At 61.8% G+C, this 25,980-nt stretch carries 22 protein-coding genes and 2 pseudogenes; 11 read left to right on the top strand and 13 right to left on the bottom strand.

Going from position 1 to position 25,980, the window contains the following annotated elements; genetic code table 11:
• Positions 1-181: 181 nt before the first annotated feature.
• The 4 genes from KGA81_RS21620 to KGA81_RS21635 all read left to right on the top strand — a co-directional run bounded on the left by KGA81_RS21620 (position 182) and on the right by KGA81_RS21635 (position 4,308).
• Entirely contained in the window at positions 182-1,285 is a 1,104-nt protein-coding gene (locus KGA81_RS21620) for an extracellular solute-binding protein (protein ID WP_223548259.1), read from the top strand.
• Between the two features lie 195 nt (positions 1,286-1,480).
• Positions 1,481-2,389: an ABC transporter permease gene (locus KGA81_RS21625; RefSeq protein ID WP_223548260.1), complete on the top strand. Its 909-nt coding sequence runs from the start codon at positions 1,481-1,483 to the stop codon at positions 2,387-2,389.
• Positions 2,386-3,234 (top strand): ABC transporter permease, encoded by an 849-nt coding sequence (locus tag KGA81_RS21630; protein ID WP_223548262.1) that lies wholly within the window; start codon positions 2,386-2,388, stop codon positions 3,232-3,234. The genes KGA81_RS21625 and KGA81_RS21630 overlap by 4 nt, the downstream gene beginning before the upstream one ends.
• Before the next feature lie 18 nt (positions 3,235-3,252).
• Positions 3,253-4,308, top strand: a complete 1,056-nt coding sequence (locus KGA81_RS21635; RefSeq protein ID WP_223548265.1) for an ABC transporter ATP-binding protein — start codon at positions 3,253-3,255, stop codon at positions 4,306-4,308.
• A gap of 132 nt (positions 4,309-4,440) precedes the next feature.
• Here KGA81_RS21635 and KGA81_RS21640 read toward each other — a convergent pair whose 3' ends face one another.
• The gene (locus tag KGA81_RS21640) at positions 4,441-5,370 is read right to left on the bottom strand and encodes an AraC family transcriptional regulator (RefSeq protein ID WP_223548268.1); all 930 of its coding nucleotides are present in this window, start codon (positions 5,368-5,370) and stop codon (positions 4,441-4,443) included.
• A 400-nt stretch (positions 5,371-5,770) separates the two neighbouring features.
• Between KGA81_RS21640 and KGA81_RS21645 the strand changes: the two genes are divergently transcribed.
• Entirely contained in the window at positions 5,771-6,124 is a 354-nt protein-coding gene (locus tag KGA81_RS21645) for a putative quinol monooxygenase (protein ID WP_223548270.1), read from the top strand.
• A 41-nt stretch (positions 6,125-6,165) separates the two neighbouring features.
• A complete protein-coding gene (locus KGA81_RS21650; protein WP_223548272.1) occupies positions 6,166-6,405 on the top strand; it encodes a hypothetical protein in 240 nt (79 codons plus the stop codon).
• A gap of 3 nt (positions 6,406-6,408) precedes the next feature.
• Here the strand turns inward: KGA81_RS21650 and KGA81_RS21655 are convergent, their stop codons facing one another.
• From KGA81_RS21655 to KGA81_RS21675, 5 genes and pseudogenes are all read right to left on the bottom strand, one after another.
• Entirely contained in the window at positions 6,409-7,032 is a 624-nt protein-coding gene (locus KGA81_RS21655) for a flavin reductase family protein (RefSeq protein WP_223548275.1), read from the bottom strand.
• A 237-nt stretch (positions 7,033-7,269) separates the two neighbouring features.
• On the bottom strand, positions 7,270-8,589 hold the full coding sequence (locus KGA81_RS21660; RefSeq protein WP_223548278.1) for an MFS transporter: 1,320 nt from the start codon (positions 8,587-8,589) through the stop codon (positions 7,270-7,272).
• 276 nt (positions 8,590-8,865) lie between these two features.
• Positions 8,866-10,205, bottom strand: a pseudogene (locus KGA81_RS21665) (sigma-54-dependent transcriptional regulator); the annotation flags it as partial.
• Positions 10,199-11,965, bottom strand: coding sequence for an ATP-binding protein (locus tag KGA81_RS21670; RefSeq protein ID WP_223548281.1), 1,767 nt, complete (start codon positions 11,963-11,965; stop codon positions 10,199-10,201). The pseudogene KGA81_RS21665 and the gene KGA81_RS21670, both read right to left, overlap by 7 nt.
• Before the next feature lie 190 nt (positions 11,966-12,155).
• On the bottom strand, positions 12,156-13,679 hold the full coding sequence (locus tag KGA81_RS21675) for a fumarate hydratase (RefSeq protein ID WP_218427023.1): 1,524 nt from the start codon (positions 13,677-13,679) through the stop codon (positions 12,156-12,158).
• Positions 13,680-14,113: 434 nt separating this feature from the next.
• On the opposite strand from KGA81_RS21675, the gene KGA81_RS21680 reads away from it, so the two are divergent.
• Genes KGA81_RS21680 through KGA81_RS21690 form a run of 3 tightly spaced genes read left to right on the top strand, consistent with a single transcriptional unit; the run spans position 14,114 to position 16,928 of the window.
• Positions 14,114-15,220 (top strand): sensor domain-containing diguanylate cyclase, encoded by a 1,107-nt coding sequence (locus tag KGA81_RS21680; RefSeq protein WP_223548283.1) that lies wholly within the window; start codon positions 14,114-14,116, stop codon positions 15,218-15,220.
• Positions 15,213-16,148: an iron-sulfur-binding ferredoxin reductase gene (locus KGA81_RS21685; RefSeq protein ID WP_223548285.1), complete on the top strand. Its 936-nt coding sequence runs from the start codon at positions 15,213-15,215 to the stop codon at positions 16,146-16,148. The genes KGA81_RS21680 and KGA81_RS21685 overlap by 8 nt, the downstream gene beginning before the upstream one ends.
• A 30-nt stretch (positions 16,149-16,178) precedes the next feature.
• Positions 16,179-16,928: an enoyl-CoA hydratase-related protein gene (locus KGA81_RS21690; RefSeq protein WP_223548288.1), complete on the top strand. Its 750-nt coding sequence runs from the start codon at positions 16,179-16,181 to the stop codon at positions 16,926-16,928.
• A 208-nt stretch (positions 16,929-17,136) separates the two neighbouring features.
• On the opposite strand, the gene pyk is transcribed toward KGA81_RS21690, so the two are convergent.
• Positions 17,137-18,588 (bottom strand): pyruvate kinase, encoded by a 1,452-nt coding sequence (pyk, locus tag KGA81_RS21695; RefSeq protein ID WP_108215066.1) that lies wholly within the window; start codon positions 18,586-18,588, stop codon positions 17,137-17,139.
• Between the two features lie 171 nt (positions 18,589-18,759).
• On the opposite strand from pyk, the gene KGA81_RS21700 reads away from it, so the two are divergent.
• Positions 18,760-19,143, top strand: a complete 384-nt coding sequence (locus tag KGA81_RS21700) for a tetratricopeptide repeat protein (protein ID WP_223548290.1) — start codon at positions 18,760-18,762, stop codon at positions 19,141-19,143.
• 250 nt (positions 19,144-19,393) lie between these two features.
• Positions 19,394-19,753: a PilZ domain-containing protein gene (locus tag KGA81_RS21705; protein WP_223548292.1), complete on the top strand. Its 360-nt coding sequence runs from the start codon at positions 19,394-19,396 to the stop codon at positions 19,751-19,753.
• A 31-nt stretch (positions 19,754-19,784) separates the two neighbouring features.
• Here KGA81_RS21705 and KGA81_RS21710 read toward each other — a convergent pair whose 3' ends face one another.
• From KGA81_RS21710 to KGA81_RS21735, 6 genes and pseudogenes are all read right to left on the bottom strand, one after another.
• On the bottom strand, positions 19,785-21,113 hold the full coding sequence (locus KGA81_RS21710) for a DUF58 domain-containing protein (RefSeq protein ID WP_223548294.1): 1,329 nt from the start codon (positions 21,111-21,113) through the stop codon (positions 19,785-19,787).
• Positions 21,110-22,111 (bottom strand): AAA family ATPase, encoded by a 1,002-nt coding sequence (locus KGA81_RS21715; protein WP_223548297.1) that lies wholly within the window; start codon positions 22,109-22,111, stop codon positions 21,110-21,112. The genes KGA81_RS21710 and KGA81_RS21715 overlap by 4 nt, the downstream gene beginning before the upstream one ends.
• Complete coding sequence (locus KGA81_RS21720) at positions 22,108-23,271, bottom strand: DUF4350 domain-containing protein (protein ID WP_223548299.1); 1,164 nt, start codon at positions 23,269-23,271, stop codon at positions 22,108-22,110. Before KGA81_RS21720 ends, KGA81_RS21715 begins: the two co-directional genes overlap by 4 nt.
• Positions 23,268-24,812 carry a DUF4129 domain-containing protein gene (locus tag KGA81_RS21725; RefSeq protein ID WP_223548301.1) on the bottom strand — a complete coding sequence of 515 codons (1,545 nt, stop codon included), beginning with the start codon at positions 24,810-24,812 and terminating at the stop codon, positions 23,268-23,270. The genes KGA81_RS21720 and KGA81_RS21725 overlap by 4 nt, the downstream gene beginning before the upstream one ends.
• Positions 24,799-25,776 (bottom strand): stage II sporulation protein M, encoded by a 978-nt coding sequence (locus tag KGA81_RS21730; protein ID WP_223548303.1) that lies wholly within the window; start codon positions 25,774-25,776, stop codon positions 24,799-24,801. Before KGA81_RS21730 ends, KGA81_RS21725 begins: the two co-directional genes overlap by 14 nt.
• Positions 25,773-25,980: pseudogene (locus KGA81_RS21735) on the bottom strand (RDD family protein); the annotation flags it as partial. The pseudogene KGA81_RS21735 and the gene KGA81_RS21730, both read right to left, overlap by 4 nt.

Consider the following 25,980-nt stretch of genomic DNA (forward strand, 5'->3'; position numbering starts at 1 on the left):
GCATGCGCTGGCGTCATGGCTTCAATGAGTTTTTATCGATAGTCAGGTGTTTTACACGACCTCAGGATGAACTCGCCGGCTCAGCCAAACCCCCGAAAATACGGGGGATAACGCTGTTCCGGTGGCGCGGATGCAACAGTTTCGACCTGCCTTATACCTACAAAAACAAAGGGAGTCCGTAATGGGCGAGCATGATCTGAACAGACGTCAATTCATCAAGACCGTGGGCGTAGCCTCGGTTGCAGCGGCAGCCATGAGCATGCCGTTCATCAAGGCCAATGCCAGCGACACACGTTTTGCCGGCAAGACCCTGCGTTTGCTGACCTGGTCCGATGACACCGGCCTGGCTGCACTGCGCAACATCGCCGCGACCTTCGAAGACAAGTACGGCTGCAAGGTCATCGCTGACCGCACCGGCAGTACCTCGGAAATGGTCGCCAAACTCAAGGCCGGTGGTGATCGTCCGCAATACGACGTCATCACCCTGGCAGGCGTCGGCGCCGAAGGTCTGGCCGCCGCCAACCTGCTGGAAAAGCCCGACCTCAACCGCATTCCCAACCTCGTCGATGTACCGGAGAAGTACCGCACCGGCGCCAATGGCCACGGTATCGGTTACCTGCTGTGGTGCAACAGCCTGGTCTATAGCACCCGCACCCAGAAACAGGCGCCGGACAGCTACGCCTCCCTGTGGGACGCCGAACTGGCCCCGAACATCTTCCTGCCGCCGCCGAACTGGACCGAGGCCATGGACCTGATCATCATCGCCGCCAAACTGGCCGGTGGTGACGAACACAACATTGAACCTGGCTTCAAGAAGCTCGCCGAGCTGAAGGATCGTGTCGTGACCCTGGGTGAAAACCCGAACCAGATCGCCGAACTGTTCCGCACCGGTTCCCTGGACATGGGCGGTCTGTACGCCCCTGCGTTCTTCCCGAAACAGATCCGCGATCCGAACTACGGCCTGGGCGCCACGTTCGGCATGAAGGAAGGTTTCTACACCGACCTGATGCTGTCGGTGATGCCGAAGAACCGTCCGGGCGATACCGACATGACCTACGCCTTCATCAACCATTCTCTGGACCCGCTGGTGCAGGGCAAGATGGCTGAAGACATCTATAACGGCCCGGTCAACGCCAAGGCGATCATCTCCGCCGAAGCGCGCAAGAGCCCGTACATCCTCACGCCGGAGCAGATTGCCGAGAAGGCGATCATGCACGACAACGCCTTCCTGGCGACGGTGCATGACCAGTGGATTCGTCGTTACACGGAAATCTTTTCTTCCTGATCGAGTGACGTACACAGGGTCTTCAAACACTGAAGATCCCCTGTGGGAGCGAGCTTGCTCGCGATAGCGGAGTGTCAGTCGACATCATTGGCGACAGACAAGCAGTCATCGCGAGCAAGCTCGCTCCCACAGGGGGGCAAAGTGACCTTGAGTCTTGTGTCTGTCAGCTGCTTTCCATTGACGAGACCCTTTGCTATGGAACACCAACCTCTGACTCATCCGGTGAGTGCCGCCCCCGTGCGCACTGCTCGGGGTGTTTCGCCAACGACGCGCGCCTGGTTTTTTCTCTCGCCGTCGATGCTGTTTCTTGGCGTACTGATTGCCGCGAGCCTCTTGGTACTGCGCATGAGCGTGGGCACCAAAGGCGCGGAATGGTCAGGGTTCAGCCTGGCCAGTTACGCCCAGTTGCTGGAACCCTATTACCTCAAGTCGCTGATGCTGACCCTGCGCCTGGCGCTGATCAGCGCGGTGATCGCAGTGATTCTGGCGATCCCGGTGGCCTACACCATGTCGCGCCTGACATCGCCGTTCGTGCGACGGATCTTCCTTGCGGCGGTGTTGCTGCCCTTGCTGGTCAACCTGCTGCTGCAAAGCTACGGCTGGCTGGTGATCCTCGGTCCCGGTGGCATGCTCAACCAGACCCTGATGGGCCTGGGCCTGATCAAGCGCCCGATCATGCTGTTGTACAACCAGAACGGTGTGCTGATGGGCTTGGTGCAAACCGCCTTCCCGCTGGCCGTGTTGCCGATTGCCAGCGCCATGCGCGGCGTCGCCCGCAGTTACGAAGAAGCCGCCGCGACCCTGGGCGCCAGTCGCTTCCAGGTGTTCCGCCAGGTGGTATTGCCGATGAGTCTGCCGGGGATCATTACCGGTGCGACCCTGGTGTTCGCCTACAACGCCAGCAGTTTCGTGGTGCCGTTGCTGCTCGGTGGCCGGCGCGTGCCGATGCTGGCGGTGATGGTGCATGACCAGATCGCCCCGCTGATGAACTGGCCCGCCGCATCCGCTGCCGGTGTGGTGCTGATCGTCACCACACTCGCGATCATGACCCTGTCCGAATACATCACTGGCCGTCGTCGCCGCATGCTGGAGGCTTCGCAATGAGTACCCTGACCAAGAAGCGCCAGTCGCTGTTGCCGGGTGATACCGGCAAGTTTGCCGGCATCCTCTCGGGCTTCATCCTGCTGTTGGCGGTCTTGCCGATCCTGACCATGATCGTGATGTCGTTCAGCGGCGCGTCGAACCTCGACTTCCCGCCGAGCAGCTACAGCCTGCAATGGTACAAGGCCGCCTGGCACACCTTTGTGTCGCCGGACGCCAGTGACGTGCTGAGCCTGGGCAAAGCCATGAGCACCAGCCTGCTGGTGTCGTGCCTGACCATGATTTTCGCCACGATCATAGCGGTGCCGGCGGCCTACGCGCTGACCCGTTGCGAGTTCCGCGGCAAGGCCGTGGCGCTGCAACTGATGTCGTTGCCACTGGTGTTCCCGATGGTGGTATTGGGGCTGGCGTTGCTGCTGGTGTTCGACAGCCTGCCGTTCCAGATAACCACTTCGCGCCTGGTGATTGCCCACGTGATCCTCGCGTTGCCGTTCGTGGTGAAGAACTGCACCGCGGCGATGCTCTCCATCGGCAGCGAAGTCGAAGAGGCTGCGCAAATGCTCGGCGCTTCACCGCTGCGGGCGATTGTCGATGTGGTGGTGCCGTTGATGAAGTCGGGGATCCTGGCGGGCATGCTGCTGGCGTTCATCGTCTCGTTCAACGAATTCACCGTGACCTACTTCCTCTACACCATCGATGTGATGACCGTGCCGATCTGGATGTACAGCCGCACCGTGTCCTCGCTCGACCCAACCGTATTTTCGTTTGCCGTGCTGATCGTGCTGATCGACTTCGTCCTGATCTGGGCGCTGGAGAAGCTGGTTGGTGAAGGTGGCGTTTCGTTCTGATTTCTTGAGGTGATTCACATGTCTGGTCTGATTCTGGAAAACGTCGAGAAACATTACGGCTCGGCCTGCGCGGTAACGGATGTGAACCTGCATTTGCCCGAGGGCAAGCTGGTGTGTTTCCTCGGCCCTTCGGGCTGCGGCAAAACCACCTTGCTGCGCATGATTGCCGGCCTTGAAACCCTGACCGGCGGCGAAATCCGCCTGGACGGTGAAGACATCGGCAACACCCCGGCGCACCTGCGCAATTTCGGCATGGTGTTCCAGTCCCTGGCGTTGTTCCCGCATATGACGGTGGGGGAGAACATCGCCTATCCGCTGAAACTGCGCGGGGTCAGCAAGGCTGACCAGCAGGCGCGGGTGGTGGAGTTGCTGGAACTGATCCAGCTGCAACAGATGATCAATCGCCCGGTGGCCAAACTGTCCGGCGGGCAACGCCAGCGTGTGGCGATTGCCCGGGCAATTGCTTCGCATCCGAAAATCCTCCTGCTCGACGAGCCGCTGTCGGCACTGGACGCCAAGCTGCGCGAGTCGATGCAGGTGGAAATCCGTCAACTGCAACAACGCCTGAACATCACCACCATCATGGTCACCCACGACCAGCGCGAGGCCATGACCATGGCCGATATCGTGGTCGTACTGGGTGAGCACAAGGTGCAGCAGGTGGGCACGCCGATCGAGATCTACCGCCACCCGGCCAACGAGTTCGTCGCGGACTTCATCGGCTCGGGCAATATCTTCCCGGCCACGGTGCTGGGTAACGGCAAGGTCAGCTTGCCGGGGGGCGATGCGCTGCAAGTGCCGATCTGCAGCAGTATCGTGGCCGGCGCGAAAGTGAAAATGCTGATTCGCCCGGAAGACCTGCAACTGTCGGCTCCGCAGGCGACCGCGGGCAACCGCTTGCTGGGCAAGGTGACGTTCGTGCGCGATATCGGCGCAACCATCGAGACCACGGTGGAGTGTTCCGGGGTGTCGTTTACCGCGCTGAGCACACCGTGTCAGGGCTTTGGCCTGAGCGTTGGGCATCCGGTGTCGGTGACCTTGCCGGTGGAGGCTTGCCGGGTACTCGGGGCCTGATCCAGGGTTTGTATTGCCTGAACTGGCCCCATCGCGAGCAAGCTCGCTCCCACAGGTTTTGTGAACGCCACACAATACTGTGGGAGCGAGCTTGCTCGCGATGGGGCCGGCACAACCAACAAAAACTCTGGATCAAACTGACAACCGCAACCGCGCCAGATCCCTTAACGGCGGCGCCCCGAACAACCGGCTGTACTCACGGCTGAACTGCGACGGGCTTTCATACCCGACCCGATACCCCGCCGCCGAAGCTTCCAGCCCTTCGGCCAGCATCAGCCGCCGTGCTTCCTGCAGGCGCAACTGCTTCTGATACTGCAACGGACTCATCGCCGTCATCGCCTTGAAGCGGTGATGCAGCGTCGACACGCTCAGGTTCACTTCCCTGGCCAGATCATCGATGCGCAACGGTTGTTCAAAGTTGCCGTTGAGCCATTTGATCGCCTGGCTGATGCGATGGCTCTGGCTGTTGGCGATGGCGATTTCGTACAGCCGATGTCCCTGTTTGCTGCGTAACAGTCGATAGAGGATCTCCCGACGAATCAGCGGCGCCAGCATGGCGATGTCTTTCGGTGTGTCCAGCAACCGTGCCAGACGCAGCACCGCATCAAGCATGGCGGTGTCGAGCCGTTCAACATACAGCCCGCGCCCGGTCGGCCGGGAGGGCACGCCGAGGGGGCCGGCGTCGGCGATCAGTGCGGTGATTTCCGTCGGGTCGATGTCCAGGCGCAAGGCCAGGATCGGTTCCTCGGCCGAGACATCCACCACTCGTCCACTGAGCGGCATCGAGACCGAGACCACCAGGTAGTTCAACGGGTCGTAGTTGAAGTACTCGTTGGCCAACTGAACTTCCTTGCGCCCCTGGGCCATGATGCACAGCGCCGGTTGCGCGAGTACCGGGGCAAACTCGTGGGACTGGCTGTGGCGGGACATGAACAGCGAGCCGATGGCCGTGGCATAACTGCCATCTTCGACGGTGTTGCGACGGATGATCGCCGCCAGTTCCGCGCGCTGCTTTTCCATGTCGGTGTCCAGCGGAACTTGAAAGTGATCGAGTGACGACATGCGCGGCATCCTCGGCAAGGCATGGAAGGAATGGAGCAGAGCATAAGTTTGTGCAAGTGGCAGCGGTAGACACATCCTGCCGGATGCTTGCCTGATTCTGCACGGGATGGCTTCTATCCCTTCGCCTACTCGGCGACTCTACTCACCGGCAAACCCCTGTAGGAGCTGCCGAAGGCTGCGATCTTTTGATCTAAAAAAGAAAATCAAAAGATCGCAGCCTTCGGCAGCGCCTACAGGGACATAACCCTAACAGTTTGTTACAGGTAGCTGAGCAGTTTCGCAGGATTGTGCAACGCGCCAGCAGGAATCGACTAACGAGACAGGCGTCGCGGCCCTTAACCTTTGATCCTGTCGCAGCCCGTCCCCCGGCTGCCACACGACTCCCCGGGAGGGTTGAACCATGTCTACGCAAATCCCTGTCAGTCATATGGCCTTCGTTCGAGCGCGCGCCGGGCGCTCGGCAGAACTCGGTGTACGCCTCAGCGCCCTGATCGAACCGTCCCGCGCAGCGCCTGGCTGCCTGAGCTTTGCCTTGCAGCATTCGCAGTGCGATCCGCAATTGTGGCTGGTCTCCGGTTTCTGGAGCAATCAACAGGCCATGACCGCGTACTTCAGCACGCCGGCGATGGAGGTTTTTGCCGAGCTGGTGCAGGAGCTGGTGGTCAACAGCCTGGATTTCCACACCTTCAAGGATGTCTCTGCGGCGCAGGCCCTCGATCGGTCCGCAGCGGCGGTACACAAACTGGCCGGTTGAGGGTTTAATGACGGCATTCTCAACCAGCCAGGATGCGCGACATGGCACGTAAAGCCTTTGATCACTTCGAAGCTGTTTCCGCTGTAGTACCAGTACCGGGCGAGGGTGGTGGTTACTACGCCGCTATCGCCGTCAAAGCGCTGGGTGGATCCGGCGCCCCGCGTTTTCACAAAGTGCTGGAAGGCCGGATCTTCAAGACCGCTCACGAGGCCGATGACGCGGCCGCCAAAGAACTGACCCACCTCAAGGACGTCAAGGAAAACACCGACCTGCTCTGGTGATTCTCACCGCCCCGGGCGGTACATCTTGAATAACGCCTCAGGCCCCAGCTGGAAATAATCCGCTGGCCCGCCGCCGCGCAGAATCGGTTCTGCCGCGGCGGTGTCGTATATCCCGTCCTTCAACAGCCATTTGGCGATATGCACGGCGACCACTTCGCCGAGGATCAGCCAGCTGGGCACCACATTGCCGTCCGCCCGTTGCAACTGGATGATCTGCGTGACCTTGCACTCGAAGGACACCGGGCTCTCGGCCACCCGTGGCACCTGAATGACCTTCGAGGCTACAGTCGTCAGCCCGGCCAGTTCGAATTCGTTGACCTCGGGCCCGACCATGGCGCAGCTCTGGTTCATCTGCTCGGCCAGCGGCCGGGTGGCCAGGTTCCAGGCGAACTCGCCAGTCTGCTCGATGTTGTTCAGGCTGTCTTTGCGTCCGATGCTGGAAAACCCGATGATCGGCGGAATGTAGTTGAAGGCGGTGAAGAAACTGTAGGGCGCCAGGTTCAAGTGGCCCTCGGCATTGTGTGAAGAGATCCAGCCGATGGGGCGCGGGCCAACGATGGCGTTGAACGGATCGTGGGGCAGGCCGTGGCCATGGGCGGGTTCGTAGAAGTGGATGTCGTCGGGCATGGGCAGTGTTCCAGAGCTTGCGTGAGACACTCATGGTGCAAGCACCCGCCGCAGATTTCCAGTCAGATGAAGATCACTGTAGGAGCAGCCGGTCGACGCTCGATTGCCCGCGAAGAACTCAAGGACACCGCATTTCTCCAGGATTCGCGCGTCATCGTTGGCGTCCATCGCGAGCAAGCTTGCTCCTACAGGTTTTGAGGCCTTTGCGCCCACCGTTGCAGTGAGCGTCGGTGGCGGTCAGTCCGTGACAATCCGCGAATGCTTGCGGGTGTCTTTCATGGTGACGTACACCAGCAACGACACGGCGATGCACGCGGTCACGTACCAGTAGTAGCCCGTCTCCATGCCGATGCTCTTGAACCACAGCGCGATGTATTCAGCGGTGCCGCCGAAGATCGATACGGTCAGTGCGTACGGCAGGCCCACGCCCAGGGCGCGGATTTCGGTCGGGAACAGTTCGGCTTTCACCACGGCATTGATCGAGGTGTAGCCACTGACGATGATCAGCGCCGCCATGATCAGGAAGAACGCGCCCCACCAGGTCTGGATGGTGTGCAGGGTGGTGAGGATCGGCACGGTGAACAGGGTGCCCAGGATGCCGAAGGCAATCAGGATCGGCCGGCGACCGATTTTATCCGACAGCCCGCCGATGACCGGTTGCAGGCACATGAACAGGAACAGTGTGGCGGCGGAAATGGTGGTGGAGTCGGAAATGCTCATGCCGACGGTGTTCACCAGGTATTTCTGCATGTACGTGGTGTAGGTGTAGAACGCCAGGGTGCCGCCCATGGTCAGGCCGACCACGGTCATCAGTTCCTTGGGGTGGCGCAGCAAGGTGCGCATCGCGCTTTCCTTGGCTTTTTCTTTCCTGGTGAAGGACTCGGTCTCTTCCATGCCGCGACGCAGGTACAACGCCACCACGGCACACAGCGCGCCGATGGCGAACGGGATGCGCCAGCCCCAGGTGTAGAGCTCCTCAGTGGTCAGGAAGTTCTGCAGGACAATCAGCACCGCCAGGGCGATGAGCTGGCCGGAGATCAGGGTCACGTACTGGAAGCTGGAGTAGAAGCCGCGATGCTCCTTGGTCGCCATCTCGCTGAGGTAGGTGGCGGAGGTGCCGTATTCGCCACCCACCGACAGGCCTTGCAGCAAGCGCGCGAACACCAGCAGGATCGGCGCGCCGATGCCGATGACTTCATAGCTCGGGCTCAGGGCGATCAGCAGCGAGCCGAAGCACATCAGGTACACCGAGGCCATCAGGGCCTTTTTGCGTCCGACCTTGTCGGCATACAGCCCCATCAGCCAGCCACCGATCGGGCGCATCAGGAAGCCCACGGCGAAGATCGCGGCGGTGTTGAGCAACTGGGCGGTGGTGTCGCCTTTGGGGAAGAAGGTCTTGGCGAAATACAGGGAGAAGGCGGCGTAGACGTACCAGTCGTACCACTCGACCATGTTGCCGACGGAACCGCTGAAAATCGATTTGATGCGACTGGCGGTGGTTCTTGCTTTGGCCGGCGCGGCAGCCGACCCAAGCGGCAGGGAGTTGGAGTTATCCATTGAAGGATCCTTCATTTAATTGTTTTTGTGGAGCGCGAATAAACGCAGCCTGCGGGAGCTATAGCAGGAGCTGTGCCAAGGGGGAGAGGGGCGGTTTAGAGGGGGGTAGGGTGTTTTGGTGAGCGGGAATCCGCTTATTGCAAGTGAGTGATGAGCGAAAAATTGCCTATCTGTTTTGGGCGTGTGTTGTCTGTATCGGCCTCTTCGCTGGCAAGCCAGCTCCTTCAATGTGCGGTGCTCACAGATCCACTGTAGGAGCTGGCTTGCCAGCGAAGGGGCCGGTTCAGGCCCTACAAAAACATCTCCCGACTCAACCCATGCCGCTGCATCTTTTCATTGAAGGTCCGGCGCGGCAGTTGCAGTTCTTCGAGCACCGCTTTCACATCGCCCTTGTGCCGGGTCAGCGCGGCACGCAGGCATTGCGCTTCGAACGCTTCCTGCTGCGCTGCCAGTGACTGGCCGGGCTCGATGCCCAAGGGCTGCGGCTCACCCAAGCCCAATACCTGACGCTCGGCGACGTTCGCCAGTTCGCGCACGTTGCCCGGCCAGTCGTGGCTCAGCAGGTGACTCAATTGCGCGCCGCTCAATGGTGGAAATTTACGTCCCAGGCGTTCGGCGGCGTTTTGGGCAAACGATTCGAACAGCAGCGGAATGTCTTCCCGGCGTTCGCGCAAGGGCGGCAGGCGTAGTTCTGCGACGTTCAAGCGATAGGCCAGGTCTTCGCGAAAACGTCCGGCCCGCGCTTCATCGAGCAGGTCCGGTTTGGTCGCGGCGATGATGCGCAGGTCCACGCGGATGCTCTGGTTCGAACCCAGTCGTTCAAGCTTTTGCTCTTGCAATACCCGCAGCAGTTTCACTTGCTGGGCCAGCGGCATACTTTCGATTTCATCGAGAAACAGCGTACCGCCGTCGGCGTATTCGAGTTTGCCAATGCGCTTGCCGGACGCCCCGGTGAACGCGCCGCTCTCGTGACCGAACAGCTCGGCCTCGAACAATTGCTCGGGGATGGCCGCGCAGTTGAGTGCGACAAAGGGCTTGTCGGCTCGCGGTCCGAAGTCGTGCAGGCAGCGGGCGACCAGTTCCTTGCCGCTGCCGGTTTCGCCACGGATCAGTACGTTGACCGGCAGTGCTGCCAGGTCCAGCACCTGCCGACGCAGGGTCTGCAACCCCCGGGACACCCCGAGCAACGTGGCATCCAGCTTGGCGCGGTTGTCCGCCTCTTCGTGCAACGCGCGGTTTTCCAGCACCAGCCGGCGCTTGTCGAGGGCGCGGCGCAGGCTGCCGAGCAGGGTTTGCGGGCTGAAGGGTTTTTCGAGGAAATCGTAGGCACCGTCGCGCATGGCCTCGACGGCCATTGGTACATCACCGTGGCCGGTCAGCAGGATCACCGGCAAATCGGCATCCCGGCGTTGTACTTCGGCCAGCAGTTCCAGGCCGGTCATGCCGGGCATGCGCACGTCGCTGAGAATCACCCCGGCAAAATGCCTGGGCAATTGCGCCAGGCATTCATCGGCGCGGCTGAACAGCTGCACCTCGAAACCCGACAGGCTCAACCATTGCTCGACGGCACTGCGGATGCTGCTTTCGTCGTCGACCACGATCACTGAGTTCAGCATGCTTCATGCACCTCAAGGTCAATAGGCAGGGTCAGGGTAAACACGGCACCTTTGTCATGATTGCCGGCACTCAGGCGCCCGCCGGATTCGTGAACGATGGCAAACGATACGGCCAGCCCGATGCCCAAGCCTTCACCGACCGGTTTGGTGGTGAAGAACGGATCGAAGACCTTGGACAGGTTTTCTTCGGCGATACCGCCACCGTTGTCGATCACGCTCAGGCGCCACAATTGCTCGTCGGCTTCGAGGCGGATTTCCAGGCGTTTGCAGGGTTTGTCCTGCATCGCATCGAGGGCGTTGCGCAGCAGATTGATCAGCACCTGTTCCAGGCGAATCGCATCGCCACGCACCCAGGCCGGGCGAGTCAGGTGCAGCACCGTGCTGACCTGTTCGTCGCGCAGCCTTGTGTCGAGCAGTTGCAGCGACTGGTCCACCACCGCCGCCAGGTCCAGGCGTTCGCGCAAACCGCTGGGGCTTTTGCGGGCGAAGGTTTTCAGGTGGCCGGTGAGGGCGGCCATGCGCGTGAGCATCTCATCCACCGGTTTGAGCGCCTTGTAGGCGTCGTCGACGCGGCCGTGGTCGAGCAGCAGGCGCAAGGTTGCCAACTGCATGCGCTGGGCGGTGAGCGGCTGGTTGATTTCGTGGGCCAGGGCGGCGGACATCTGCCCCAGTGCCGCGAGTTTGGCCGATTGCACCAGGCCTTCCTGGGCGGTGCGCAGGTCGCGGGTGCGTTCTTCTACCAATCGTTCGAGTTCTTCGCGACTGCGCTGGCGCATTTTCGCCAGGCGCCAGCGCTGGTTGAGAAACAGCAACAGGAACACCAGGGTCAGCCACAACCCGGCCGCGGCAAGCGCGGCGTTGCGGCTGTCTTCGAAGGGGACCTGCGGGCGACGCAGCAGGTGCAGGGTCCAGCCCTCGGTGCTCAGCGGCAGGGACTCCCACAGATAATCCGCCTTGCCGTCCGGGCCGTCGACCCGAGCCAGGTCACTGTTGTCGTCGAAGCGCCGCAACGATTGAAACTCGAGCGGCGTCAGCGGCTGCTTGTCGTATTGGCGGGTGGTCTTGAGTTCGGCGTGATCGCTGTCGCTCAGCGGCTTGAGCAGGCGATAGCGCCAGCCCGGCTGGTTGGCGATGAAGATGATCCCCCGTGCGTCGCTGACCAGCAGCGTGTCGCTGCCCTGACGCCACTCCCGCTCCAGTTCGGGAAACTCCAGTTTCACCACCATGGCGCCGAGGAACTGGCCGCCATCATCACTGACTGCGCTGGAGAGGAAGTAGCCGGGAATCCCGCTGGTCACACCCACGGCATAAAAGCGCCCGGTGCCTTGGGTGCGGGTCTGGTTGAAATAGGGACGGAATCCGTAGTTGTGGCCGACATAACTGCTGGGCAAACGCCAGTTGCTCGCCGCGATGGCGAGGCCGCTGCGGTCGAGCAATTCCAGGGTCGAGGATTCGGCGGCGCCGTTGATCTTTTCCAGTTTGCGGTTCAAGGCATCCTGCTGCTCCGGGCTCACCGCCCCCTTGAGCGCCGAGCGCAGTTCCGGATCCAGCGCCAGCACGGCGGGCAGGGCACGGTAACGTTCGATCAGGGTATGCAGGGACGTGGCGTACAACGCCAATTGCTGATTGGCGCGGCCAGCGTCTTCAACCATTGACTGGCGCACGGCGTGGCGCATGGCCAGCGTGGCGGCGAGGGCGGCACCGGCGATGATCAACAGGGTGTAGAGCGCCAGGCGTAGGGATCGGGAAGTCAGCAGCATGCTCAGAACAACAGACGAAAATAGGGGGGAGCACCATACCATGGGGAAAGTGTTCATCACTCGCTGGAAACCATGCGCTGACGGTGGTTTCAATGCGTTGGTCGTTTGTGGAATCAGATTTTTGCCAGCCCCAAAAAAAAACCGGCCTGTCGTTGCCGACCGGCCGGTTTTTTTCAGGGGGCAGTGCTGTTTATTGCACTTCCACCGCCAGGCTTTCACTGATCTTTTTCTGCCAGATGGCAGGACCGGTGATGTGTACCGACTCGCCCTTGCTGTCGACCGCAACGGTCACCGGCATGTCTTTTACGTCGAACTCATAGATCGCTTCCATGCCCAGTTCGGCGAAAGCGACTACGCGGGACTTCTTGATCGCTTGCGCCACCAGGTAAGCCGCGCCGCCCACTGCCATCAGATAAACGGCCTTGTGGTCCTTGATCGCTTCGATCGCGGTAGGGCCGCGCTCGGATTTGCCGATCATGCCCAGCAAACCGGTCTGCTCGAGGATCTGACGGGTGAACTTGTCCATCCGCGTCGCGGTGGTAGGACCTGCCGGGCCAACCACTTCGTCACCGACCGGATCGACCGGGCCGACGTAGTAGATGAAGCGCCCCTTGAGGTCCACCGGCAGGGTTTCGCCCTTGTTCAGCATCTCGACCATGCGTTTGTGCGCAGCGTCGCGACCCGTGAGCATCTTGCCGTTGAGCAGGACGGTTTCGCCCGGTTTCCAGCTCTGCACTTCTTCCGGGGTCAGGGTGTCGAGGTTGACGCGACGGGCCGACGGCCCGGCTTCCCAGACGATTTCCGGGTAGGCGTCCAGCGGTGGCGCTTCCAGCGAGGCCGGACCTGTACCGTCGAGCACGAAGTGCGCGTGACGGGTGGCGGCGCAGTTCGGGATCATGCACACCGGCAGCGAGGCGGCATGGGTCGGGTAGTCCATGATCTTGACGTCGAGCACGGTGGTCAGGCCACCGAGGCCCTGGGCACCGATGCCCAACTGGTTGACCTTCTCGAACAGCTCCAGACGCATTTCTTCGATGCGGTTCTGTGGGCCACGGGCTTTGAGCTCGTGGATGTCGATGGATTCCATCAACACTTCCTTGGCCATGACCGCGGCTTTCTCGGCCGTGCCGCCGATGCCAATGCCGAGCATGCCCGGTGGGCACCAGCCGGCGCCCATTTCCGGAACGGTTTTCAGCACCCAGTCGACGATCGAGTCGGACGGGTTGAGCATGGCCATTTTCGACTTGTTCTCGGAGCCGCCGCCCTTGGCCGCCACGTCCACTTCCACGGTGTTACCCGGAACGATGGAGTAGTGGATAACGGCCGGGGTGTTGTCCTTGGTGTTCTTGCGAGCGCCCGCCGGGTCGGCGAGGATCGAAGCGCGCAGGACGTTTTCCGGCAGGTTGTAGGCGCGACGTACGCCCTCGTTGATCATGTCGTCCAGGCCCATGGTGGCGCCATCCCAACGCACGTCCATGCCGACACGCACGAACACGGTCACGATGCCGGTGTCCTGGCAGATCGGACGGTGGCCGGTGGCGCACATGCGCGAGTTGATCAGGATCTGTGCCATCGAGTCGCGGGCCGCTGGCGATTCTTCGCGCAGGTAGGCTTCGTGCATCGCCTGGATGAAATCCACGGGGTGGTAGTAGGAAATGAACTGCAGGGCGTCGGCAACGCTCTGAATCAGGTCGTCTTGCTTGATCACGGTCATGAGTCGCGCTCCTCTAAAAGACGGGAACATTCAATAAGGTGCTTGCAGCTTGGGTGCATCGGTCGGTTGCAAGCACCTTTCAAGGCACGCCGGGCAAGCTGGCGCGACGCTAAAAAGGCGCGGCAGTATACCGCGCCTCGGTGAAGGGCACACGCGCCAGTGGTCAAACCTTGGTCTCATTGTCGTACTCGCCCCCTGTAGGAGCTGGCTTGTCGGGTCGCCGCATCGCAGCGAAAGCGGTGGATCAGCCGCCAACCGTATCGCCTGCGAGGACGCCTTCGCTGGCAAGCCTGCTCCTACAACGGCATGGCGTTGGCAAACGTTTTCGGCCTGACGAAAATTGAATGGTCATTTATCGGCCACGCCACTAAAGTGACATTCGGTCTGTAGAGTAGGACGCTCTGTCAGTCTCCTTTCATTCGGTGAATCTACGATTGACCCATAACGCCATCCAGCGCTTGTTGCTCAAACGTTTCATCCTCGCGGCCGGCACCTATGCCCTGGCATTGCTGTTGCTGTGGCTGGCTTTTTTTACCGGTCACTACAACGCGCCGCTTTCCAGTGTCGTCATCGGCAGCGTGCTGGTGGTGGTCAGTCAGGCCGCCTTGTTCGCGGTGTTTTACAGCGGCAGTAACCTGAGTTTCGCCGACCCCAGCCTGACCGAGGCGCAAGTGTTGCTGGGGCTGGGGTGGCAAACCTGGCTGATCGCCCATCTGGACGAAGCCCGGGGTGCGTTTCTGGTGTTTTACGTGCTGATCCTGCTGTTCGGCCTGTTCCATCTGTCGCGGCGGTCTTTAGTACGATGCGCGCTGCTGGTGTTCTTCAGCTTCAGTGCGATCACGCTGTGGGAGGGCTACCACCTCCAGCTGCCTGATCCGGCCATGGCGGCGCTCCAGGTCTGTGTACTGCTCATCGTCCTGGTTTGGCTGGTGCTGTATGCCCGCTATGTCCAGGCTTCGCGACAACGCATGCGCCAGCGACGATTTGCGTTGCAGGCGCACCAGGACACCTTGCGCGGGATGATGCGCCAGCTCGAAGACCTGGTGGCCACCGACGAGCTCACAGGCCTGTTCAATCGCCGGCATTTCCTGCGCCTGGCTTCCCGCGAGTTGAATGCCATGGACGCCGATGTGGTGCACGGCCTGGCGCTGATCGACCTCGACCATTTCAAGCGCATCAATGACCTGCACGGCCATGCCGCCGGCGATCAGGTGCTGCAAGCCTTTGCCGGCGTTGCCACCGCGTGCCTGCGCGACGGTGACGTTCTGGCCCGTTACGGCGGTGAAGAGTTCGTAGTGCTGCTGCCCGATTGTGATGCCGACCGTTTGACTTCGTGCTGCGAACGGCTGCGCATCGCGTTCACCGATGTCGAGTTGATCGGCCTGAATGTGCGCAACCTCAGCCTGTCCGCCGGCATGACCCTGCTGGAGCTGGGCGACGACCTCGATGACGCCTTGCAACAGGCCGATCAGGCGCTCTATCGCGCCAAGCGTGACGGGCGCAATCGATGCGCGGCGGCGTGGGAGAACGTCGATGCCTGAGCTGCGGGTCGGTGAACTTCGCTGGTCGGTGGCGACGGGCAGCAATCTGCTCGACGCGCTGAACCAGAATGGCGTGCCGGTGCCCTACAGTTGCCGCGCCGGCAGTTGTCATGCGTGCCTGGTGCAATGTGTGCAGGGCCTGCCGAGCGACAGCCGCCCGGATGCCTTGAGTGCACACCAGCGAGATCAGGGCTGGCGCCTGGCGTGCCAGTGCCAGGTGGTCGAGGACTTGCAGGTGCACGCCTTCGACCCGCAGACCGATGGCCGACCGGCCGAAGTGGCTGCCGTCGATTGGTTGAGCGCCACGGTCCTGCGTCTGCGCGTAATCCCCCAGCGACCGTTACGCTATGGCGCCGGCCAGCACCTGGTGTTGTGGGCGGGCAGTGTGGCACGGCCATATTCCCTCGCCAGCCTGCCGCAAGAAGACCGCTTTCTGGAGTTTCATCTCGATTGCCGCAAGCCCGGGGAATTCAGCGATGCCGCCAGGCAATTGCGCATCGGCGATCCGATCCGCCTCGGTGAGCTGCGCGGTGGTGCCCTGCATTACGATCCGGACTGGCACGCCCGGCCGTTGTGGCTGATGGCGGCCGGCACCGGATTGGGGCCATTGTTTGGCGTCTTGCGCGAAGCCCTGCGGCAAGATCACCAAGGCGCCATCCGCGTCATCCACCTGGCCCATGATGCCGATGAGCACTACCTGGCCAAACCGCTGCAAGCCATGGCCGCCAGCCGTGCGAACCTGAGTGTCGAACTGTGGACTCCGGCCGAGTTACCGGAGGCTTTGGCGCAACTGCGGCTTGTTTCGCGGCAAACCCTGGCCTTACTCTGCGGAGCCCCCGACAGTGTCGACGCCTTTGCCCGGCGCCTGTATCTGGCGGGATTGCCGCGCAATCAACTGCTGGCCGATGTATTCCTGCCCCGTGGTTGAGCGCTGACTTATCAGACGCGAGACCTGCCATTGACCGATGCCATCGAAGTTGAACGCGAACGCGGCCTGTTGACCCTGCGCCTGAATCGCCCGGACAAGAAAAACGCCCTGACTCGCGCCATGTACAGCCACTTGGCCGAGGCGCTGAAACACGCCGACAGCGACCCCGGGATCAACGCCGTGCTGATCACCGGCTCTGCCGAATGTTTTACCGCCGGCAACGACATCGCCGATTTCATCCAGCAACCACCGAGCGGCCTCGACAGCCCGGTGTTCCGGTTCATGCTCAATCTGCTCGAATGCCGCAAACCGGTGATTGCCGCCGTGGCCGGAGCGGCGGTGGGTATTGGCACGACGATGTTGCTGCATTGCGATCTGGTCTATGTCGCCCGCGATGCCCGGTTGCGCATGCCGTTCGTCAACCTTGGCCTGTGCCCGGAGTTCGGCTCCAGCCTGATCCTGCCGCGTCTGCTCGGGCAGGCCAGGGCGGCGCAGTTGTTGCTGCTCGGTGAGGCTTTCAATGGTGAACAGGCGGCCGCGTGGGGCATTGCGTCCGAGGCGCTGGGCAGTGGCGAGGAGGCCTTGGCCAAGGCGCGGGAGATGGCATTGCGCTTTGAGTCGCTGCCTCCCGAAGCGGTGCGCATCAGCAAGCAACTGATGAAGGCGCCGGATCGGGAGCTGTTGCTTACGGTTATTGAAGAGGAGGGGGCGTTGTTTACCCAGCGGCTGAGATCGCCGGAGGCGTTGGCGGCGTTGACCGGGTTTATCAAGCGGCATTGAGTCTTTCGCTGACTGGGCCGGCCTCATCGCGAGCAAGCTCGCTCCCACAGGTTCCGGAGGCGATCATGTGATTTGTGAACAATACAAAACCCTGTGGGAGCGAGCTTGCTCGCGATGAGGCCAGCCAGAACAACACCGTGTCAGGATCAGAAAACAAAAAGCCCCGCCATTCACATGGCAGGGCTTTTGTTTTTCAGCAACCGGTCACTCAGACCATCGGGTCGCCAACGTGCAGGATCTTCATGCCGTTGGTGCCGCCGGTGGTGTGGTAGCTGTCGCCCTTGGTCAGGATGACCCAGTCGCCTTTCTGTACTACGCCGCGCTTGACCAGCTCGTCGATCGCCTTCTGGCTGACTTCGTTCGGCGCCAGGGAAGCCGGGTCGAACGGGATGGTGTACACGCCACGGAACATTGCCGCGCGAGCCTGGGCTTCGCGGTGTGGGGTGAACGCGTAGATCGGCACCGAGGAGCGGATGCGCGACATGATCAGCGGGGTGTAGCCACTTTCGGTCAGGGCGATGATCGCTTTCACGCCCGGGAAGTGGTTGGCGGTGTACATGGTCGCCAGTGCGATGCTTTCGTCGCAGCGCTCGAACTCTTTGCCGATGCGGTGGCTGGAGGTCTTGCTGGTCGGGTGCTTTTCGGCACCGATGCAGATACGCGCCATGGCCTGGACGGCTTCCAGCGGGTACAGGCCGGCAGCACTTTCGGCCGAGAGCATCACGGCATCGGTGTAGTCGAGCACGGCGTTGGCTACGTCGGACACTTCAGCGCGGGTCGGCATCGGGTTCTGGATCATCGACTCCATCATCTGGGTCGCGACGATCACCGCTTTGTTGTGGCGGCGTGCGTGCAGAATGATTTTCTTCTGGATGCCCACCAGCTCGGCGTCGCCGATTTCCACACCCAGGTCACCACGGGCAACCATCACCGCGTCGGACGCCTTGATCAGGCCGTCGAGGGTTTCGTCGTCGGCCACGGCTTCGGCACGTTCGATCTTCGCCACCAGCCAGGCAGTGCCGCCGGCTTCGTCGCGCAGTTGACGGGCGTATTCCATGTCGGCGGCGTCACGCGGGAAGGACACCGCGAGGTAGTCGACTTCCATTTCCGCGGCGAGCTTGATGTCGGCCTTGTCTTTTTCAGTCAGGGCCGGAGCGGTCAGGCCGCCACCGCGACGGTTGATGCCTTTGTGGTCCGACAGCGGGCCGCCGATGGTCACGGTGCAGTGCAATTCGGTGGCCGTGGCAGTATCGACGCGCATCACCACGCGACCGTCGTCGAGCAGCAGCTCGTCGCCCACACCGCAGTCCTTGACCAGGTCCGGGTAGTCGATGCCGACCACTTGCTGGTTGCCTTCGGTCAGAGGATGGCTGGTGGAGAAGGTGAATTGATCACCGATCTTCAGCTCGATCTTCTTGTTGGCGAATTTGGCGATACGGATTTTCGGGCCTTGCAGGTCACCCAGCAGGGCGACGAAGCGACCGTGCTTGGCGGCCAGGTCACGCACCAGCTTCGCGCGAGCCTTGTGCTCGTCGGGGGTGCCGTGGGAGAAGTTCAGGCGGGCGACGTCCAGGCCAGCCAGGATCAGCTGTTCGAGAACTTCCGGCGAGTTACTGGCCGGGCCAAGGGTGGCGACGATTTTGGTACGACGGACGGACATGCAAAGACTCCTGAGTTCAAGCGCTGAGTGAGGCTACTACGCTCCGATGCTGTAGTCATTGTTCGTTTGCACTACTTATTTCTTTCTTTATTGAACCCTGCAACTTTGCGTCCGGCAGCCTGAAGATTTCCGACCACGGGTCGATACAGGGTTCAAGACAGGAGATCCCCCATGCGATTCGTGCTCATTGCCGCCCTAGCCCTCAGTGCCCTCAGCGTCACGGGCTGCACCCGTTGGTCGATGAATCATCATTTGAACAATGCCTACAGCGCCTATGACCGGGGCAATTGCGAGCAGGTGATGCTCGAACTGTCCAAGGTCGAACGCGACAGCCGCGCGCGGCCTTACGTGTGGCCGGAAGTGTCGATGATGCGCGGCCTGTGCCTGGAGCGGCAGAAGATGTATATCGATGCGGTTCAGACCTATCAGTTCATCATGGCGTCTTATCCACAGAGCGAGTACGCCTACCGCGCCCATGCCCGCATTGAAACCCTGCAGAGCCTGGGCCACTATCCGACGCGCAGTGCGGCGGCCGTTAAACCGACGCAGTTCTGATGGACGCAGTTCTGATGGTAGTACCCTCTGATCGCTGGCTCCCCGGCGGTGCTGAGCTATAGTCCAATGAACCGGTTTTAGAGCCTTGCCTCTGATCAACCGGGGCAACACCTGTGACCGGCACAAGCAGGACTCAGCGCTGTCAGGATTGGCGCACCGGAAGCGGGGAGAGCGGGCAAAGACTTGATGCATGCCCGTTCCGAAGCAGTAGTGCGGCTCTGCTTAAGAGCCTGGCATAGCGAAATTGCACATGTTCACCGACCGCCGAATCGAGCGGCATCAACTGCCGTGCTTCTTGAAAGTGTTCAACGGCATCACGGGCAAACCCATCGGCAACCTTGGCAATGTTTCTGAAGACGGGCTGATGCTGATCAGCCCGTTGCCGATGATGATTGGCGCCGACTTCAACCTGCGCCTGAAAATTCCCGCCAGCGAGGGTGGCCAGCAGATCATCGATTTGCAGGCCTGTTGTCTGTGGTGTCACGAAGACGTGACCCCCCAACATTACGACGCCGGGTTCAGCCTGCAACGGGCACCGCCGGAGTATGGGCAATTGGTGGAGGCGTTGAAGCAGTACTTCAGTTTTCTGCCGTTGCCTGCTTCAGCCTGAGATCAATGGGAGCTCGAGTGTGAGTGATTGCTCAGAGTCCGGCTCTTTTCCAGCCCAGGTACCGAGTCACCAACTCTGCCCCCAACTCGCCGGGGCGTGCATCCAGCACCAATACTCCATGAGCGTTCAAGCGCTCATGGAGCTCGGCGCGTGCATTCAGGTAGTCCACGGTCCCACAATAGGCCAGCGCCTCGGGCAAGGTCTGCACCGGTGACTGACGCAGGGTGTCGAGAACGCCTTCACGCAAGCTCGCGACCAGCACCTGATGCCGCTGGCTCAGGCGGTTGACAGCCGAGAGCAGCCCATCGTCATCCTCCTCGCGCAGGTTGGTCACCAGCACCACCAAGGCCCGGCGTTTTTGCCGTGCCAGCAGTTGCGTAGCCGCGGCTTGATAGTCGGCGCTGCGTTGGCTGCTGTTCAAGTCATAGACGGTATTGAGCAGGGTGTTGAGATGGCTGGTGCCTTTTACCGGCGCGAGGTAGCGCGGCTGTTCGCTGGCAAAGGTGCTCAGGCCTACCGCATCACCCTGACGCAGCGCGACGTAGCTGAGCAACAGGCAGGCGTTGAGGGCGTGATCGAAGTGCGACAGTTCATCATCCTGACTGCGCATGTGCCGGCCGCAGTCGAGCATGAAGATGATCTGCTGATCGCGCTCGTCCTGATACTCCCGGGCAATCGGCGTGCGCTGGCGGGCGGTGGCTTTCCAGTCGATCTGGCGCAGGCTGTCGCCCTCACGAAATTCGCGCAATTGATGGAATTCCAGGCCCAGGCCCCGTCGTTGTTTCTGACGTACGCCAAGCTGGCTGAGCCAGTTGTCCACCGCTAGTAGTTGTCCTTCATAGAGACGGGCGAAGTCGGGGTAGACGCGGGTGGCATCGGGCAGGTCGAGCAAACGCCTGTCCGACCAGAGCCCCAAAGGGCTTGGCAGGTTGATTTCGCAGCGTTCGAAGCTGAAGTGACCGCGCTTGAGCGGGCGCAGGCGATAACCGGCCAGACTGTGCTGGCCGGGTTGCAGCTCAATCGTCAGCGGCAGGTTTTCGAAGCTCAGGCCCGGCGGCACATGGTCGAAAACTTGTACGTTCAGCGGTTGGGGAAAGTCGTGTTCGACCGTCAGTTGCACCTCGCTCCATCGACCCAGCGCCAGGCTGCCGGGTATCTGGCGTTTCAGTCGGGGCGACCGCAAGCGCTTCACACGCACCGCATCCAGCAGTGCCAGGGCGAGCAACGCCAGGAGTAACCCCCAGTTGATCGCCATGAGATTCGCCGGAACCGTGAACTCCAACGCCTGCATAGTGCCCGACACAATGGCGCAAGCCAGCAGCATCATCAGCCAGGCGAGCATGAGGCGCGAGGGTTTCACAGGCGCGGAGCCGGCACTTGGTCGAGCATCTGCCCGAGTACCTGATCGACATCCAGGCCCTCGATATCCAGCTCCGGCGCGATGCGTACGCGATGGCGCAGCACCGCCAGCGCGCAGCCTTTTATGTCATCCGGAATCACGAACTCGCCGCCGCGCAACAAGGCGCGTGCCCTGGCACATCGCACCAGGGCAATGGACGCCCGAGGCCCGGCGCCGAGGATCAGGCCCGGCCAGTTGCGGGTAGAGCGGGCCAGGCGCACGGCGTAATCGAGCACCTGATCGTCCAGCGGCAGGTCGCTGGCGATGCGTTGCAGGGCCAGTACATCCTTGGCCTGCAACAACGTGCGCATCGGTTGGACATCGAGCATGTCGGCCCGGGTCGAGCGGCTGACCTGACGGACCATGTTCAACTCCTGGTCGGCGTCGGGGTAATCCATGCGTACCTTGAGCATGAAACGGTCGAGTTCGGCTTCCGGTAGCGGATAGGTACCTTCCTGTTCGATCGGGTTTTGCGTGGCGAGCACCATGAACGGCTGCGCAATCGGCAATGGCCGGCCTTCGAGGGTGACTTGCCGCTCCTGCATGGCTTCGAGCAGCGCCGCCTGGGTTTTCGCCGGGGCGCGGTTGATCTCGTCGGCCAGTAGCAGGTTGGTGAACAACGGGCCTTTGCGCAGTTTGAATTGCTCGGTCTGCATGTCGTACACCGCGTGCCCGGTGACGTCGCTGGGCATCAGGTCCGGGGTGAACTGGATGCGCGCGAATTCACCGCCGAAGCAGCGAGCGAGGGCGCGCACCAACAGGGTCTTGCCCAAGCCCGGTACACCTTCGAGCAGCACATGGCCGCCGGCGATCAGCGCCGTCAGGACGTCGTCGATCACGCTGTCCTGGCCGATCAAGGCTTTTTGCAATTCATGGCGTACGGCCTGGGCCAGCTGGCTGGCACGCTGGCGTTGCTGAGCGGCATGACTCGCTGCGTCGGGCTCGATCGATTGACTCATAGGGCGTTCCTCAAGGATTGCAGGTGGGCGACCAGACGGCTGAATTCAAGGCTGGTAAGTCGTTGCTTCGGTCGCGGGCTCATGGCCTGGCTGATAGCGGGTGTGGGTTGGCCGGTCAGGCGCGCGAGCACCAGCCATTGTTCGGCAACGGCGAGTTGTTCAAAGCCGGGATGGCGACGCCGCATGCGCCGCAGGATGTCCTGCTGCAAGGCTTGCAGCAGGCCGGCCTGACCGTTGCGGCGCAACAGGAAGTCGGCACTGGCGCGCAGGTGCTCCTGCAGTTGCCGGCGCGCTTTCGGCGCCGGTTCCAGCAATGGCCCCTGACGCACACCGAAGTGCCAGAAACCCAGGCCGATCAAGGCGAACAACGCGACCAGCGCCTGGGGGAAATAACGCAGCAGCAAGGTCGGCAGGCTGTCGTGACCGGTATTGAAGATCAGCGTCACACGTGTGTCGGCGGTCAGGTACCAAAGCAGCCAGGCATTGTCGTACTGGTCGATGGCCGGGGTTTTCCACAAGTCGGCATCGGTGACCACGATGATCGAGCCGCGGCCGTATTTAAGCTGCATCAGGTGCGTGGCCCTGGCGCTGTTGGCCCAGGCCTGGGCGAGGTTTTTCGGGTCTTCGAGATGGAACGCGGTATCGAAACCGGCATAGGCCGGGGCGTCTTCGTTTTCCAGATAGAGCCTGGTCAGTTGCGGGTACGGATCGTCACCGACACCCGGCGGCGGGTCCTTGAGGTCTTTGCTCAGGGATTGGTGCAGTTGCACCCGATCGAGCAGCAGGTCATTGCTATGGCCGAGTTTTTCATCCCACAGCGATTCGGCGACGAACAGAAGCCGCCCGCCGGCCCGGGTCCAGTTCAGCACCTGGTCGATCTGCCGTGGGGTCATGCTGTCGCGCTCTGCCAGCAACAGCAGGCTGTGTTGATGCGGGTCGAGGCTGGGCAGGATGTCGAGGCCATTGGCGCGGTCGACGTTCAGGCCTTGCTTGCGCAGGAACAGCTGCGCCGCCAGATATGGGTTGGCCCTGGCTTCGGGGGAGGGACCATGGTCGATGTCGGTCTGCCAGGGGATTGCCTTGAGGTACAGATAAACACTCAGCGCTGCCAGCAACACGGCAACCAATGCACCGGCTATCGAGCCCCGGCGCCGGTTCAACGGACCACCTGCGGGCCGAACAGAACACGCCAACCGTCACACAGTTCCTGCTGCACCTGAGCGGGTGGCAGGCGATGACCGTAGGCCATGTTTTGCCAGTGCCCGGTCAGGTTTTTGCTGTAGGCCAGCAAGGCCGGTTGCTGCAATAGCTCGACACGCTGAAGCACTTGGCCTTCAGTGTCGGCGGCCTTGAGCGCGATGTTGAAGTCGTGCAACAGACGGCTGAGCAGGGCGCGATAAAGCAAACCAAGTGCCTGGCGTGGATGAGTCTGCCAAAGACTTTCGGCGTGGGCGGCGATGTCGGCGGGCATGGATTCGGGCTTGAGGTCCATGCCGAATGCCTGCTGCGGTAACGGTCCCGTGGCTTTGTTGACGGGGATCGGTCGAAGGCTCACGAACGCCTGCAACCAGTCGCGATAGCGCCAGATCAACAGGCCGACGGCACCCATGACGATGCCCCACAGCAGAATTTCAATCAGGCTCGCCAATGCCCCGAAGCGTTGCCCCTCGAACAGCTTCAACAGCGCCTTCAGCCATTGCGGTGTCTTGCCATCGTCCGCGGCTTCAGCACTCGGTTGCTCTTCGCCAAAGCGGTAGCGCGTGACCGTTTCCCGGTTCTTGAAGGGGGGCTGTTCGAGGATCGTCTTGATGCTGTCCCTGGAGGCCTGGCTGGTCAGGGGCTGGGCCAGCAAGCGCGGGCTGTCGGGTGCAATGGCCGGTTCGGCGGCCCATACGCTGTGTGTGGTCGGCATCAGCACAATCACGGCGATCAACAGGACAGCGCTTGCACTGACCAGACGCTGGCGCATTCGGCGAAACACCAGTTCGATATCCCAGGCCTCCAGCACGGTGCGCCGGTTCAGGTAAAGGCTGAAGCCGCAGGCGACATGGATCGGCTCCCAGACCACCAGTACCAGTGCATAAAAGGCGTTGGTCAGGTGTTCCAGCCAACGCCAGTCCTGGGTGGCCGCCGAGATCAGCGACTGCCAGCTCCAGTCGAGCGCGACCTGCTGTGGCAGGAGTAGATAAAGCAGCACCATCAAGCCGATCCACAACGCGCCCTCCAGGTGCGCGCCGATGATCGTCAGCCAGCGTGCGGTGCCGGCGTCTCGCTGCAACAGCACCTGTAGACGCTGCTGGCGTTGTTGTCCGTCGAGCCCTTCGAGTTGCACCACCGGCATTACGAAACTGCGGTGCAGACTCAGGCGTCGCCAGGTCAGGCTGGCCAGCAATTGCGGCTTGAGCAGGCGCGGCCATTGGTGCAGGGCCTGCTTGAGCGTGGGCGTTTCGCCGAACATGGCTTTGGACAGGATGTACAAGGGCAGGCGTTCGAACGCCGGCTTCAGCCACCAGAAAATGAACAGGGCGAGCGCGGGCGAATCCCGGAATCCCCAACTGAGCAGCGCGAAAATGGGCAAGGTGACCATGGCCCAACTGGTCATCAACAGGCGTCGGTGGCGCTGGCTCAGGAGCACGCCGAGGTCCATGGCTTCCCAGGTGGAGCGCGGGCGAATCACCGCGGTGGCGTCACTCAGGCGCATGGCGACGACGTCCGGCAAACACGAGATAGACCGCCACCAGCAACCAGAGCGCCGCGCCTGCCAGGTATTTGGTCTGGTACGACGGACCGGTCATTGACGACCAATAGGCTTCGATAAACGCCGCGATCAACAGAAACAGCATGACCCCGCAGACCAGCAGCACACTCTTGCGCGCCGCCAATCGCAAGGCCTCGGCCCGAGGCAGGCGCCCTGGGGCGACCAAGGCCCAGCCCAGTTTCAGACCGGCGGCACCGGCCAGGGCGATGGCGCTGAGTTCGAAAGCGCCATGGCCGATCACGAATGACCAGAAGGTTTGCCCGTAGCCGACGTAGGTCAGATGCCCGGCTATCGCCCCGATCATCAGGCCGTTGAAAATCAGGAAAAACGCACTGCCCAAACCAAACAGCAAACCGCTGGCGAAAGTCTGAAAGGCGATGCCGATGTTGTGCATGATGTAGTAGCCGAACATCGCCCAGTCCTCACTGGCGGCTCGCTGCGCCGTGCGCCCGAGGTGGCCGGCAACGGGGTCGTACATGCTTTGCATCTCACTGACCTGTTCGGCGGGGATCAGGTTGTAGACCAGATCCGGGTACAGGTACACCAGCAGCGCGAAACCGGCCAGGCTGGCAAAGAACATCAGGCTGGCGGCGAGGACGAAACGCCACTGTTCGCGCACCAGTCGCGGAAAGTCGGCCAGGATGAATGCCAGCATGTTGGCCCCCAGGCGGCTGCGGTGGCGGTAAAGCTGTTGATGCCCGCGCAGCGCCTGTTGCTGCAAGGCATCGATCAGCAAACTGCTGTAGCCGCGCTCCCGTGCGAGTGCCAAGTGTTGGCAGAGGCGTCGGTAATCCTTTGGGAAACTGCCGGCGTCGGTGATTTTGCCGTCGCGTTCCAGCTGTTCGAGCAGGTGGGAGAAGCGGTCCCATTCGGCCTTGTGCCGGCTTTCAAACAGGCTTTGCTTCATGTCGGCCCCAGCAAGCCGCGGGCGATGCCATTGAGCTCGGTCACCGCCTGTGCAGGCTGGACCTGCAATGGTTGGGCGAGGATCGCGGCCAGTTCATTGACCCGTGCCTGGGAGAGTTCGCCCTGGCGCTCGGCAAACCCGAGAATCGCCTGTTGCTCGGTGAGTGTCAGGGCAACGGCCGGGCGGCGGGGCTGGGCTTCAGGG

Source organism: Pseudomonas sp. A-B-19 (assembly GCF_019947515.1).
Lineage (GTDB): Bacteria > Pseudomonadota > Gammaproteobacteria > Pseudomonadales > Pseudomonadaceae > Aquipseudomonas.